The 14418-nt window shown below is 62.0% G+C and carries 11 protein-coding genes; 7 read left to right on the forward strand and 4 right to left on the reverse strand.

The window, feature by feature from the left end; all coding sequences use genetic code 11:
• Positions 1-272: 272 nt before the first annotated feature.
• The 4 genes from H7688_RS03000 to H7688_RS03015 form a co-directional block, all read right to left on the reverse strand.
• The gene (locus H7688_RS03000; protein WP_183359535.1) at positions 273-695 is read right to left on the reverse strand and encodes an endonuclease domain-containing protein; all 423 of its coding nucleotides are present in this window, start codon (positions 693-695) and stop codon (positions 273-275) included.
• Positions 696-898: 203 nt separating this feature from the next.
• Entirely contained in the window at positions 899-3268 is a 2370-nt protein-coding gene (topA, locus tag H7688_RS03005) for a type I DNA topoisomerase (protein WP_183359536.1), read from the reverse strand.
• An 82-nt stretch (positions 3269-3350) separates the two neighbouring features.
• Positions 3351-4427, reverse strand: coding sequence for a DNA-processing protein DprA (dprA, locus tag H7688_RS03010; protein WP_183359537.1), 1077 nt, complete (start codon positions 4425-4427; stop codon positions 3351-3353).
• Between the two features lie 21 nt (positions 4428-4448).
• Complete coding sequence (locus H7688_RS03015; protein ID WP_183359538.1) at positions 4449-5474, reverse strand: LysM peptidoglycan-binding domain-containing protein; 1026 nt, start codon at positions 5472-5474, stop codon at positions 4449-4451.
• Positions 5475-5851: 377 nt separating this feature from the next.
• Here H7688_RS03015 and H7688_RS03020 point away from each other — a divergent pair, with 377 nt between their 5' ends.
• The 7 genes from H7688_RS03020 (at position 5852) to H7688_RS03050 (ending at position 14238) form a co-directional block, all read left to right on the forward strand.
• Positions 5852-7075: a peptidase U32 family protein gene (locus H7688_RS03020; RefSeq protein ID WP_183359539.1), complete on the forward strand. Its 1224-nt coding sequence runs from the start codon at positions 5852-5854 to the stop codon at positions 7073-7075.
• The gene (locus H7688_RS03025) at positions 7072-8769 is read left to right on the forward strand and encodes an ArnT family glycosyltransferase (RefSeq protein WP_246329690.1); all 1698 of its coding nucleotides are present in this window, start codon (positions 7072-7074) and stop codon (positions 8767-8769) included. Before H7688_RS03020 ends, H7688_RS03025 begins: the two co-directional genes overlap by 4 nt.
• 112 nt (positions 8770-8881) lie before the next feature.
• Complete coding sequence (locus H7688_RS03030; protein ID WP_183359540.1) at positions 8882-10045, forward strand: DegT/DnrJ/EryC1/StrS family aminotransferase; 1164 nt, start codon at positions 8882-8884, stop codon at positions 10043-10045.
• A 48-nt stretch (positions 10046-10093) separates the two neighbouring features.
• Entirely contained in the window at positions 10094-11029 is a 936-nt protein-coding gene (locus H7688_RS03035) for a glycosyltransferase (protein WP_183359541.1), read from the forward strand.
• A gap of 3 nt (positions 11030-11032) precedes the next feature.
• Positions 11033-11956 carry a formyltransferase gene (locus H7688_RS03040; protein WP_183359542.1) on the forward strand — a complete coding sequence of 308 codons (924 nt, stop codon included), beginning with the start codon at positions 11033-11035 and terminating at the stop codon, positions 11954-11956.
• A gap of 121 nt (positions 11957-12077) precedes the next feature.
• On the forward strand, positions 12078-13118 hold the full coding sequence (locus tag H7688_RS03045) for a bifunctional UDP-4-keto-pentose/UDP-xylose synthase (protein WP_183359543.1): 1041 nt from the start codon (positions 12078-12080) through the stop codon (positions 13116-13118).
• Positions 13119-13275: 157 nt separating this feature from the next.
• The gene (locus H7688_RS03050; protein WP_308470298.1) at positions 13276-14238 is read left to right on the forward strand and encodes a 4-deoxy-4-formamido-L-arabinose-phosphoundecaprenol deformylase; all 963 of its coding nucleotides are present in this window, start codon (positions 13276-13278) and stop codon (positions 14236-14238) included.
• Positions 14239-14418: the final 180 nt, after the last annotated feature.

The following is a 14418-nucleotide window of genomic DNA, read 5'->3' on the forward strand; positions in this document are numbered from 1 at the left end:
TCCTAGCTGCCTTTGTTGTTTACAGTTCTCTTGCTGTTCAAGCCTCTCCAAGGGGGAGGGGACGCAAGGTTCGAGATTCTCCAAACATGCAGCTACAAGCGTTAACTCCTGGTTACCTATGCTTTATCTAGTTCTCTTTCCTTTTTAACTCTGCTCAAGCCCCCTGCCCTTCAAGGGGAGTGGACGCAGGCCTCAAGATTCTCGAGGTATGCAGCTGTAGCTTTAAATTCTAGTTACCTTGCTATCAATCTAGCTCATAGCCTTTTTCTAACTCAACTCTCCTCAAGCTCCCCCTCCCCTTCAAGGGGAGGGTCGGGGTGGGGATGGGGCTCTTGTTCCTGTAACACCTGCCAAATCCTCTCCCGGACAGCCTCTGCATGCTGCGGCGACAAGACTTCGTGATCCCAAAACCTCAGAACCGTAAAACCAGCACGCACGAGAAAACCAGTACGTTCCCGATCAAGCCCCTGCTGCAGTTGATGTTGCCCGCCATCCAACTCGATTACCAGTTTTGCTGTCAACGAGACGAAATCGAGTATGTAGTTCTCAAAGGGGTGCTGCCGCCTGAATTTGAAGCCGGCCATCTGATGGTGTCGCAGTATCTTCCACAGAGCACGCTCCGCATCCGTCATCCTTTTCCGCAAGGCACGCTGCAGCTGGCTCCCCAAGATTTTTTTGTTGGTCTGCCCGAGCATGTAAGGCCCCCCATCCATCCCATGCCTTTCCCCCTTAAGAGGAGAGCTCTGTGGTGAACAGTCAAAAACCTTCCGCACTTCGGTATTCCTACTGCACTACTCGAGGCCCAACGGGTACGACACCCTCCAAAACGTCAAACGGGGTCCAGGGACCCCGCCGACGGTACTGCATGCCTCTCTCTCCATGCCTCAACGGCCTCGCGCTATTCGGAACTCCAGTCGCACCCTTCCTTGGGGCACTTGAGGAATTCGCCCTTGCGCTTGTACACCTTCTTCACCAGCACCGGGAAGCCGCACTTGGGACAGGGCTTTTGCACCGGGAGATCCCACAGGGCGAACTTGCACTCGGGATAACGGTTGCACGAATAGAAGAGCTTGCCGAAACGGGATTTCTTCTCGATCAACTCACCCTTGCCGCACTCGACGCAGGTGATCCCGGTTCCTTTGGGCTTCACCAAAGGCTGGATGTTCTTGCAGTTGGGGTACGCCGAGCAGGCCAGGTACTTGCCGAAACGCCCGTCCTTGATGAGCATCTGGCTGCCGCACTTGTCGCAGACCTCCTCGGACAAGACCGGCTCGACGACCTCGCCGGTCTCCTTGTCGAGGGCCCTGATGTAGCGGCACTCGGGATACCCGGAGCAGGCGAAGAACTTGCCGAACTTGCCAAGCTTCACGACCAGGGGCTTGCCGCACTCGGGACAGACCTCGTCGGTTGCCTCGGTGGTGAGATCCGACTTGTTGAGCTCGGACTCCTTGTGCTTCAAGAGATCGATGAAGGGGCCCCAGAACTGGTGCAGAAGCGGCCGCCACTGCTTTTCGCCGCGCGAGACCATGTCCAGCTCTTCCTCGAGGTTCGCCGTGAAGTTGTAGTCGACGTACTGGGTGAAGTGGTTGGTCAAGAGGTCGGAGACCACCATCCCGACGTCCTCGGGGAAGAAGCGCTTCTTGTCCAGCCGGGCGTACTTCCTCTCGGTGAGCGTGTTCATGATGGAGGCGTAGGTAGACGGACGGCCGATCCCGTACTCCTCCAGGGTCTTCACCAGGCTCGCCTCGGTGTAGCGCGGCGGCGGCTGGGTGAAGTGGCGCTCGGGAAGGAGCTCTTTCAGATCCAGTACCTCGCCCTCGGTCAAGGGGGGAAGCATCCCCTCCTTCTCTTCGACCTCGTCGTCGACCCCCTCGATGTAGAGCTTCATGAAACCGGCGAAGCGGATCACGGTGCCGGCGGTCCGGAAACGGAACCCCTCGCCTGCCGAGATCTCCACCGAGGTCTGATCCAACAGCGCCTCGGCCATCTGGCAGGCCACGGTGCGCTTCCAGACCAGGTCGTAGAGCTTGAACTGGTCCGAGGTAAGGTATTTCTTCAGCTCGATCGGGGTCTTCGCGATGTAGGTCGGACGCACCGCTTCGTGCGCCTCCTGGGCGTTTTTCGACTTGTTCTTGAAGACGCGCGGCTTGGCGAGCGCGTAGTCCTTGCCGTAGAGCGAGGTGATCAGGGTGCGGGCGTCGTCGAGCGCCACCTGGGAAAGCGCCACCGAGTCGGTACGCATGTAGGTGATGAGACCGACGGCCCCTTCCCCGATGTCGATGCCCTCGTAGAGCTTCTGCGCGGTGGACATGGTCTTCTTGGCGGAGAAGCCGAGCTTGCGGGCCGCCTCCTGCTGCAGGGTCGAGGTGGTGAACGGCGGTGAGGGCTGGCGTTTGCGCTCGCTCTTGGTGATCTTCTCGACCCGGTACACCGGATTGACCGGGTTCTGAACCATGCGGGGCTCGCCGGCGCTACCGCGGTTTGTCCCCTCGCCGTCAGCCGCCTCCCCCTCGCCGCGTGCGTTCAGCGGCTGGAATTTCCGCCCGCCCAACTGGCCGAAGAGCCGGAAGGCCACGTCCTGGTCCGGGATATCGAACTTGCCGAGCTTCTTCCCCTCTGCCTCGAAGAGCGAGGCGCTGAAGTCCTTTTTCTTGCCGGTCTCAAGCTTCGCCGAGATGGACCAGTACTCGCGCTCCTTGAAGGCCTGGATCTCCTTCTCGCGCTCGCAGATGAGCCGCAGCGCCACCGACTGCACGCGGCCGGCGGAGAGCCCGTAGCGGATCTTCTTCCAGAGAAACGGGGAGAGGGTGAAGCCGACCAGGTAGTCCAGGATGGAGCGGGCCTGCTGGGCATGCACCAGGTCGAGCGCGATGTTGCGCGGGTTCTGCACCGCGTTGACGATGGCGTCCTTGGTGATTTCGTGGAACACCACGCGCTTGATGTCGAAGGGCGGCTTCTTGCCGTTATCGAGACCAAGGGCGGCCAGAAGGTGCCAGGAGATCGCCTCCCCCTCGCGGTCGGGGTCTGTCGCCAGCAAAAGCGAGTTGATCCCCTTGAGTTCCTTCTTGATGGCGTCGATGTGCTTCTTGCTTTCCGGCAGCACCGCGTACTTCGGCTCGAACTCGTGGTCGATGTCGACCGACCCCTGCTTGCTGGGGAGCGCACGCACGTGGCCGAAGGAAGCCAACACCTTGTAGTCGGGCCCGAGAAATTTTTCTATGGTCTTCGCCTTGGCGGGAGACTCTACGATTACGAGATGCTGAGACATGTGACCACCTGGGTTATCGGATTGATCTGGATCAAGCCCCTAGTGTAATGACCATTCGGGGAAAAGGCAAAAAAGCTTTTTTTCAGACGACGCTGAAGTGTTTGCCGGGGAGCTGCACGACGGCCCCTTTCAGCTCGAGGCTCAAAAGGGTGGCGGAAACCTCGCCGGGGGAGAGCGCGCTCTGGACGATGATCTCGTCGATCTGCAGCGCCCCCCGGCACAGGAGCACGTAGAGTTCGGCCTCCTGCGGGGTGAGCGAGAACTGGGGCGGCGCATCCGGCTCGGCGTCCGGACAGGGGAGCCGCAGCTCCTCCAGGATGTCCTCCACCCGTTCCACCAGCTTGGCCCCTTCCTTGATGAGGCCGTTCGCGCCGCGACTGCCGGTCAAGGTGACGTTGCCGGGGACCGCGAACACCTCGCGCCCCTGCTCCAGCGCGTAGCGGGCGGTGATGAGCGATCCGCTCTTCTCGCCCGCCTCGACCACCACCACGCCGCGCGAGATGGCGCTGATGATCCGGTTGCGCCGCGGGAAGTTCTCGGCGAGCGGCTCGGTCCCCAGCGGGAACTCGGAGACCAGCGCACCGCTTGCCGCCACCGCCTCGCAGAGCGCCTGGTTCTCGGGGGGATAGACCACATCGATGCCACAGCCAAGGACCGCGATGCTGCGCCCGCCCCCTTTTACCGCTCCCCAGTGCGCCGCGGTGTCGATGCCGCGCGCCATCCCCGAAACGACGGTGACCTGGCAGCGGGCCAGGTCCCTGGCGAGCCTGGTGGCGGTGCAGAGTCCGTACTGCGAGGCGCGCCGCGAGCCGACCAGGGCCACCGCCGGTTCGTTTCCCTTCAGGTCCCCTCTCACGAAGAGAAAGGGAGGCGGGTCCGGGATCTCCATGAGGGGCTTCGGGTAGCGCTCCGAGAGGATGTCCACCACGCTCGCCCCGCAGGCGATAAGCCGCTCGCATTCACGCTCCGCGGCCGGGCGCCAGTCGAAGAAACCCAGCGACTCCCGCGCCGCGGGGCCGAGCCCCTTCACCTGGGCGAGCTCCTCGGCCGTCGCCTTAAGGGCGCGCTCCGGGCTCCCGAAGTGCGCCAAAAGGCGCAGGAAGGTGACGTTGCCCACCTGGGGGACCGACTTCAGGGCGAACCAGTAGTAGTGTTCCAATGGGGTTCCCCCCCAAGGCGGCTACCTGGCCTTTTTGAGTTCCACGCGGTCGCCGCGGTAGACGGTATCGACACACTTGACGATGAGCGCGGTCGAGGTATTGGAACCGGTCCGTACCACCACCAGGGCCCCGATCACCTCCACGGGGAGCTGCTCGATCTTGGCCAGGGTGTAGCGCTGGTCCGGTTTCACGTCGCGCACGATGTAGAGCAGGTTCCCGGCCTTGAGGCCGTGGGCGGTCCCCAGGTCGAGGTAGACGGCGTCGCCTACCGAGAGGGCCTGGTTGCCGGTCTGGCTCTCCACGATGTAGCCGACCAGGTCGCGGTCCGCAGCCCTGAGCGGGACGTTCACCCGGCGCTCCTGGTAGGGGAGCAGGAAGGCGCCCGCACTTATCTCCTGGAACGACTTGGTTATGATCGCCTTGGAGACCTTCGGGTCAACCTCGGAAAGCTGCAGCTCACCCAAGGGGAGCACGCGCTCGCCCAGGATCTCGTGGGTGACCGGGTGGCTCACCGGCCCCATCTTCTGGTAGACGGTGAAGCGGTCCCCTACGTTGGCGCCGTTTATCCGGCCGATGTCCGCATAGACGATATCGTCGGTGCCGACGATGGCGCGGTTCTGGTGGGTCGAGACGATCACCCCGGCCGGGACGATCTGGCGCTCCATCAGGAAACCTTCGGCACCGGTGATCTTGAACTCGCGCGGTGCGGGCGGCTCCTCAGCGGCTGCCGGTGCCGGTGCCTTCGCAGTGATGGGCGGGGACACCTGAGGCTGGTTCGGCCTGGGCGCCTCCTCGATCTCGATTCGGTCGCTGTAGACCTTGATGCGCTGCCCCGGGTAGATGAAATGCGGGTTGCCGACCGTCGGGTTGGCCGCCCAGAGGTTGGGCCAGTAGTAGGGATCGTTCAGAAACCGCTTGGAGAGCCCCCACATGGTGTCACCCGGAACCACCGTGTAGATGGTCGGTTCTTCCTTAGTGGTCTGTGCCAGCGCCAGGGTACCCGTCAGACAGAAAAAGAGCAGTGCTAAACAGACAGGCTTTTTCATACGCTCCTCGTGGGGCTTAGGCGCCCCGGCCTCTCCCCTCGTCGCGGTGGACGAGGTCATTCAATAGACGCAGTTTTCAGTCCGAGCGGTTACCCCGGTTTGCACGATCGGCTCATGAAGTGGTGGTTGAGCGGTACGTCAACAGGTCGAAATCGAGCCATCAATACCGGCAAAACCTCAGTAAAAACGGGCCTTGAGCGCCTCCCCCGGGCAAAAATTTAACATAATTAAAGCTTTTTGGATGGCAATGTCAAGGAGAAAGCGCCCTTTTGGGGGTTCATTATAAAGGCCATCTGTGCTACCATCCGGCTCCGGTTTGCAGGGCACACCCCCTCCGTTTCCGGCGCTATTTGAACTATTGAAAGGTCGTCCCCTTCGTGAAAAAACCCGAACTCCTGGCACCGGCCGGGAACATGGAGAAACTCAAGGTCGCCATCCGCTACGGCGCCGACGCCGTCTACCTGGGCGGCAAGGCCTTCGGACTGCGCAACCTCGCCGACAACTTCACCACCGAGGAACTTGACGAGGCGGTCGCCTACGCGCACCGGCACGGCGTCAAGGTCTACCTCACCCTCAACGCCTATCCCGGCAATGACGGCATCGACCAGTTGGGCGATTACTTGAGAGAGATCGCCCCGATCCCGCTCGACGCCTACATCGCCGCGGACCCCGGGGTCATCGACCTGATCCAGGAGATCTCCCCGGAGCGCGACATCCACCTCTCCACCCAGGCCAACACCACCAACTGGCGCAGCGTCCGTTTCTGGGAAAAGCAGGGGATCCGCCGGGTCAACCTGGCCCGCGAGATGCCGCTCGAGGAGATCCGCGAGACCCGCGCGCGCTCAGCGATGGAGCTCGAGACCTTCGTGCACGGCGCCATGTGCATCTCCTACTCGGGGCGCTGCCTGCTCTCCAGCGCCATGACCGGCCGCGACGCCAACAAGGGGGAGTGCACCCAGCCCTGCCGCTGGAACTACGCCATCGTCGAGGAGACCCGCCCCGGCGAGTATTTCCCGATCCAGGAGGATGAAAGCGGCAGCTACATCTTCAACTCGAAGGACCTCTGCCTCATCGAGCAGCTCCCCGAAATGGTGCTAAGCGGGGTCGATTCGCTGAAGATCGAGGGGCGCATGAAGGGAATCTACTACGCGGCCAGCGTGATCCGGATCTACCGCGCCGCCCTGGACAGCTACTGCGCCGACCCGGAGCGCTACGAACTCAAGCGCGAGTGGCTCGCCGAGCTGAACAAGGTGAGCCACCGCGGCTACACAACCGGGTTCCTGCTCGGCAAGCCGCGCGACGTGGACCACGAGTACTGGTCGGACTACGTGCGGACTTACCACTTCGTGGCCATGGTCGAGGAGCAGACCGATAAGGGGACGCTCCTCGGGGTAAGGAACCGGCTCGAAGTCGGCGAACAGCTGGAGCTGATCGGCCAGGGCGCCAGCTTCACGACCTTCACCCTGACCGCGATGCACAACGAGGCGGGGGAACCGCTCCAGGTGGCCCACGCCAACCAGCGTGTCGTCGTCCCCGGGATCCCGGAAGCCTGCCGGTTCGACCTGATCAGGCGCGAGAAAAAAGCCGAGGTGCCCTCATGATTTCACCCTTCAACGGACTGATGCGCTACCTGCGCCAGGAAACAGAAACCTTGCTGCGCGACCTGGGACTGCTGGCCATCGTCTTCGGCACCCTGTTTTTCCAAGGGCTGGGGAACCTTCCGCTCATCGACCCGGACGAGGGGCGCTACATCGAGATCCCGCGCGAGATGCTCTTGCGCCACGATTTCGTGACCCCCCTGTTAAACGGCGTGAAATACTTCGAGAAGCCGCCCCTGCTCTACTGGCTGAACGCACTTTCGCTCACCCTCTTCGGGGAAAACGAGTTCGCGGCGCGTTTCGCCGGCACCCTGTGCGGCCTTTTGACCGTGCTGGTCACCTACTACCTGGGGCGCCGGCTCATGGGGCGCCGGGTCGGGCTCTACGCCGCCGTCATCCTGGGGAGTTCTGCCGGTTTCATGGTGCAGTCCCGCATCAACTTCACCGACATGATTCTGAGCTTCCTCTTGACCTGCGCCTTCGGCTGCTTCGCCCTGGCCCAGCGTGAGGAGGAGCGCCAGAAGGGGCTTTGGTACTACCTCTTCTATATAAGTATGGGGCTCGCAGTCCTGGCCAAGGGGCTCATCGGCATCGTGCTCCCCGGTGCCGTCATCTTCCTGTACCTGCTATTGGCCAACAGGTGGCGCCTGCTCAAGGAGATGCGCCTTTTCAGCGGCGCCCTGCTCTTTTTCGCGGTCTGCGCCCCCTGGTTCGTGCTGGTGTCGCTGAGAAACCCGGAGTTCGCGCAGTTCTTCTTCATCCACGAGCATTTCCAGCGCTTCCTGACCAAGGTGCACCACCGCTACCAGCCGGTCTGGTTCTTTTTCCCGGTGCTCCTGGCAACCATGCTCCCCTGGGCACCGCTCATCCCGGCAGCGCTGAAGAGGGGATGGACCGAGCGCCGCAGCACCGGGGCCACCCTCTTCCTGGTGCTCTGGGCGGTGGTGATCTTCGCCTTTTTCTCCAAGTCGAGCTCCAAGCTGATCCCGTACATCCTGCCGGTCTTTCCTCCGCTGGCGCTCCTCATCGGTTCCTGGCTGGAGCGCGGCAGTTCGACCCGGAGCATGCGCTGGCATGCCGTCGGCATCGGGATCCTGCTGCTTGCCCTGGGCGGCGCTGCCATCGCCTACCCGCTTACCTTCCCCAAACCGGAAATCGGAGTTCCCGAAGGGGTGCTGGTGGGCGGGCTCTTCCTGTGCCAGGGGGTGGCCGCACTCCTCTCCGGTTTCAGGGGTGAGCCGGTCCGTTTCCTGGCCACCATGGCCATATCTGCCTACTTCTTCTGCCTCATCGCCCCGCCGGTGATCTACGCTCGGATGATCCCCGAGGTTGCCAACAAGGAGTTCTCGCAGGTCATCAACCAGAAGGCCGGCCCGGAGGTACGCATCGCCTGCTACAGCGGCTATGAACAGGGGATCGCCTTCTACACCCACCGCCGGGTCATCGTGGTGGGAGATCCCGACGAGCTGAGCTTCGGGCGGGACCAGGGGGGACACGCAGAGTGGTTCCTGGACTACGACGCCTTCCACAAGCTCTGGGATTCCGGCACGCCGCTCTTTACCGTCATCAAGCAGCGCGACCTCCCCAAGCTGCAAGCTGCCGTGAAGACACCGATAACGCTCGTGACCCAAGTGGGGAGACGGCTTTTGGTGAGCAACCGGCCGGTGGAAACTGGGCAGGCTCCACAAAAAAAGTAGGGCCCATTCCCTATGCCGTATTCATTACCGCACGTTGCCCGAAATTATTTGACCGCCCAGACGGTTCGTGCAATATTGGCAGGTTGAAATTCCAGTGAACCGGAGGATCCCCATGCGCGAGAAATTTCTCCCGTTTTCCATACCGACCATCGGCGACGAAGAGATCAACGAAGTCGTCGATTCTCTCAAAAGCGGCTGGATCACCACCGGCCCCAAGGTGAAGCGCTTCGAGGAGGCCTTCAAGGCCTACGTCGGCGCTCCCTACGCGGTACCGCTCGCCTCGGCAACCGCCGGCCTGCACCTGGCCCTCCTGGCGCTGAACCTGCAGCCGGGTGACGAGGTGATCACCACCCCGATGACCTTCGCCGCCACGGTGAGCATGATCGTCCAGGGGGGCGGCACCCCGATCCTCGCCGACATCGAGCCGGGGACGCTCAACGTCGACGTGAAGGCGATGCGCGCCAAGATCACCCCGCGCACCCGCGCGCTCATCCCGGTACACTTCGCCGGCCAGCCCTGCGACCTGGACGAGATCTTCGCCCTGGCCCGCGAGTTCAACCTGACCGTCATCGAAGACGCCGCCCACGCCATCGGCACCGAGTACAAGGGTGCCCGGATCGGCTCGCTGGACAGCATCTCGGTCTTCTCGTTCCACCCGATCAAGAACATCACCACCGGCGAAGGGGGCATGGTCGCCACCCGCGACGAGCGCCTGGCCGAGGAAATCTCGCTCATGAAGTTCCACGGGATGAACCGCGAGGCCTGGAAGCGCTACGAGGCGAGCGGCACCCCCAACTACGACATCATGATGCCGGGCTTCAAGTACAACATGATGGACCTGCAGGCAGCACTCGGGCTGCACCAGTTGGACAAGCTGGACCGCTTCATCGAAATGCGCACCGTCATCGCGAACCTCTACAACGAGGCCTTCGCCGAGGTCCCCGAGATCGTGACACCCAAAGAGGTCCCCTACGAGCACCGCCACGCCTGGCACCTGTACACCCCGCTCGTCAAGATCGAGGATTTGACCATCGACCGTGACGCCTTCATGGCGCAGCTGAAGGCGGAGAACATCGGCACCGGACTGCACTTCAAGGCGATCCACCATCACCCCTACTACCGCGATCTTCTGAAGATCCAGCCGGGCGAGCTTCCCAACGCCGACTACGCCTCGGAGCGCATCCTGTCCCTGCCGCTCTTCCCGCTCATGACGCTGGAAGACGCCAAGGACGTGGTCGCCGCGGTGAAGACCGTGATCGCCCGCAACAGACGCTGAGCCAGAGCCAGCGCCGAATTCTACTGCTCGGAGAATCTGGAATCAGTTATGGAAAAACCGTACATTTCTATCGTCGTCCCCGCCTATAACGAGGAGGGAAACCTGAAGCCGCTCATGGAGCGCCTGCTTCCGGTCATGCGCGGCATGGGCAAGCCGTTTGAGATCATCTTCACCGACGACGGTTCCCGCGACCGCACCCTCGCTATCCTGAAGGGGATGCTGCCGGAGGTCCCCGAGCTGAAGCTCATCGAGTTCAACGGCAACTTCGGGCAGCACATGGCGATCCTGGCCGCCTTCGAGAAGAGCAGCGGCGAGATCGTGATCACCCTGGATGCCGACCTGCAGAACCCGCCCGAGGAGATCCCGCGCCTGGCGGCCGAGATCGAGAAGGGGCACGACGTGGTGGGGACCATCCGGCTCAAGCGGCAGGATACCTTCTTCCGCAAAACCGCCTCGCGGATCGTCAACATCACCACCAACAAGATGACCGGCATGAAGATGAGCGACTACGGCTGCATGCTGCGCGCCTACCATCGCGACGTCATCGACAACATCAACCACTGCCAGGAGACCACCACCTTCATCCCGGCCCTGGCGCAGACCTTCGCGGCGAACCCGACCGAGATCGAGGTGGGGCACGCCGAGCGCGGCGAGGGGGAGAGCAAGTACTCCCTGTACCGGCTGATCCGGCTCAACTTCGACCTGATGACCGGCTTCTCCGTGGTGCCGCTGCAGCTCTTCGCGCTGATGGGGATCCTGACCTCGCTCGCCTCGGTCGGTTTCGCCCTGTTCCTGATGATCCGCCGCTTCATCATCGGCGCCGAGGTGGAAGGGGTCTTCACCCTGTTCGCGATCCTGTTCTTCTTCGTCGGGATCGTCATCTTCGGCATCGGCCTGGTGGGCGAGTACGTGGGAAGGATCTACCAGGAAGTCCGCAAGCGTCCGCGCTACGTGGTGCGCCGGGTGCACGGCTTCAAGAGGTAATCAGTGGAAAAGAAAAAGACCATCGTCGTCTGCGCCTATCACAACGTCGGCTACCGCTGCCTCGAAGAGTTGCTGCGCCAGGACGCCGACGTTGCCATGGTGTTCACCCACGACGATTCCCCCAGCGAGGAGATCTGGTTCGCATCGGTTCGGGAACTCGCGGAACGCCACGGGATTCCGGTGATGACCTCGGACATCAACCTGAAGGAGAACATCGAGCTCCTCAAGGAACTTGCCCCGGACCTGCTGCTTTCCTTCTACTACCGGAACATGATCCGCGAGGAAGTGCTGGAGATCCCCCGGCTGGGCGCGCTGAACCTGCACGGTTCCTACCTTCCCAAGTACCGCGGCAGGGTGCCGGTGAACTGGGCGGTAATTAACGGCGAGCGTGAAACGGGCGCCACGCTGCACTACATGGTGGCCAAACCGGACGCCGGTGACATCGTGGACCAGGAGAAGGTGGCCATCGAGTTCACCGACACCGCGTTTGACGTCTTCAACAAGGTGACCGAGGCAGCGGTAAAGGTGCTGGGCCGTTCCTACCAGCCGCTCATCGAGGATCGCGCTCCGCGCATCCCGATGGACCTGGCGGCGGGGAGCTACTTCGGCGGCCGCAAGCCCGCCGATGGCAGGATCGACTGGCAAAAGAGCGCGGTGGAGATCTACAACCTGATCCGCGGGGTGACCCACCCCTACCCCGGCGCCTTCACCAGCCTGAACGGCAAGAAGATCCTGATCTGGAGCGCACGCCCCACCGAGGGACAGGGCGAGCCGGGAAGGATCGTGAGCAGCACCCCGCTTCTGGTCGGCACTGGATCGGGTCTGTTGCAGATCGAGCGTTTGCAGGAGGAGGAAAGCGACGAGCTCGACGCGACCTCCTTCGCGGGGCAGACCGATCTCACCGGAAGCAGCTTCGGCGCGAACTGATCAGCTGCGCCGCACCATAATCGCACCATCCGTGTTCCGGCAGGACCTGCCTTGGGCACGCCACCTGCCCCGGCCTTAGGGCAACCGGCAGATATCTATCACGTTTCAGATTGGAGACCACATGAAAGTTCTTATCCTCGGCGTCAACGGCTTCATCGGCAACGCGCTCACCAGAAGGATCCTCGATACCACCGACTGGGAAGTCTACGGCCTGGACATGAGCTGCGACAAGCTCGAGCACTCCATGGGACATCCCCGCTTCAACTTCCTCGAGGGTGACATCACCATCAACAAGGAATGGATCGAGTACAACATCAAGAAGTGCGACGTGGTGCTTCCGCTGGTGGCCATCGCCACCCCGGTCACCTACGTTAAAGACCCGCTGCGCGTCTTCGAACTGGACTTCGAGGAGAACCTGAAGATCATCCGCCAGTGCGTGAAGTACAAGAAACGGGTCATCTTCCCGTCCACCTCGGAAGTCTACGGCATGAGCCCGGATGCCGAGTTCGACGAGGAGAACTCGCCGCTCATGCTGGGTCCGATCAACAAGGAGCGCTGGATCTACTCCTGCGCCAAGCAGATGCTGGACCGCGTCATCTACGCCTACGGCGAGCACGAGGGACTGCGCTACACCCTGTTCCGCCCCTTCAACTGGATCGGCCCCAAGCTCGACTCCATCTCGACCGCCAAGGAAGGGAGCTCGCGCGTCCTTACCCAGTTCCTCTACAACATCCTGGCCGGCGAGCCGATCCTCTTGGTGGACGGCGGTAACCAGCGCCGCTCCTTCACCTTCGTCGAGGACGGCATCGACTGCCTGATGAAGATCATCCAGAACGAAAACGGCTGCGCCGACGGCAACATCTTCAACATCGGCAATCCGACCAACGACCTGTCGGTCAAGGAACTCGCCTACAAACTGCGCGACATGGTGAAGCAGTACCCTGACTACGCAGAGAAGGCAGAGAACTGCACTATCGTCGAGACCACTTCGGACAGCTTCTACGGCAAGGGGTACCAGGACATGCTGACCCGCGTGCCGTCCGTGAAGAACGCCAAGAATAAGCTGGGTTGGGAGCCGAAGACCACCATCGACGACGCTCTCAAGCAAACCCTCGATTTCTACCTCATCGAGCAGAGAGAGAAGATCGAGCATCTGCTGTAAATCAATTGACAAATGACAGTGGACAATTGACAATTAAAACCTGAACACCGCTGTTTGCTGCTGATCAAGTAGTATCACTGACTAAATCGTTGACATTAAAAGGGGGACAGGCACCTGTGGAGCCCGTCCCCTTTAACTTTGTGAGCAGGTAAAAACCGTGAACGAAACCGAGAACGAAGTGTCCAAGCACCAGAAAGCCGGCAACTCAACCGACTCATCGTCAATTGCGTCCGACTTGTCAATTGCTCTCAAGGTTGACGTCGACACCTTTGCCGGAACCCGCGACGGTGTGCCGCGCCTGCTGGAGATCATGGAGCGCGCCGGGATCAAGGCGACTTTCTACTTCTCCATGGGGCCGGACAACTCGGGGAAGGCCATCCGGCGCGTCTTCACCCGCAAGGGCTTCCTGAAAAAGATGCTGCGCACCGGCGCCCCCAGTGCTTACGGCCTGCGCACCATGCTCTACGGCACGCTCCTCCCGGCTCCGGATATCGCCGCCTCCTTCCCGGGGATACTGAAGGAGACCGCGGCCCGCGGCCACGAGACCGGCGTGCACTGCTGGGACCACGTCTACTGGCACGACTACCTACCCCGTCTCAGCCGCGACCGGGTCGCCTCCGAACTCAAGCGAGCCGCGGAGCTGTTCCAACGGATCATCGGCACGGCTCCCCAAAGCACGGCCGCCCCGGGCTGGACCGTCTCCGCCACCTCGCTGGAACTGCAGGACGCCATGAACCTAGAGTACTGCAGCGACGGCCGGGGCTATGCTCCCTTCTACCCGGTCTTCGACGGCAAGCGCTTCAATACGCTGCAGATCCCGAGCACCTGGCCTACCCTCGACGAAATCCTGGGTGCGAACGGCATCGACGCCGGCAACGTGAACGACTTCTACCTCTCTCAAATGAAAAACGGCCTGAACGTCCACACCATCCATGCCGAAATGGAGGGGGGCGTCATGGCCGAATCTTTCATCGATCTGATCGAGCGTCTTAAGAATAAGGGCGCCCGTTTCGTCACCCTGTACGAGGTCGCCCGCGCCTGCCGCGACAGCGCCCCCGATGCTCCGCTCTCCATGGGTGAGATCCCGGGTCGCGCCGGTTTGGTCGCCATCCAGGGTTAAACAGAAACGACACCTCCCCCTCCCTTGACGGGAAAGGGGCCAGGGGGGTGGGTGAAGCTGCCATCAGCGCTGACGTGGCACCTTCCCCCTCACCCTGGGGCTAAGGCCAAGTGTTAATTCGGTAGGGGCGAATAATCATTCGCCCAACCTCTCCCGCACGGGAGAGGCGGCCGAAGGCCG

This window comes from Geomonas limicola (genome assembly GCF_014193675.1).
Lineage (GTDB): Bacteria > Desulfobacterota > Desulfuromonadia > Geobacterales > Geobacteraceae > Geomonas > Geomonas limicola.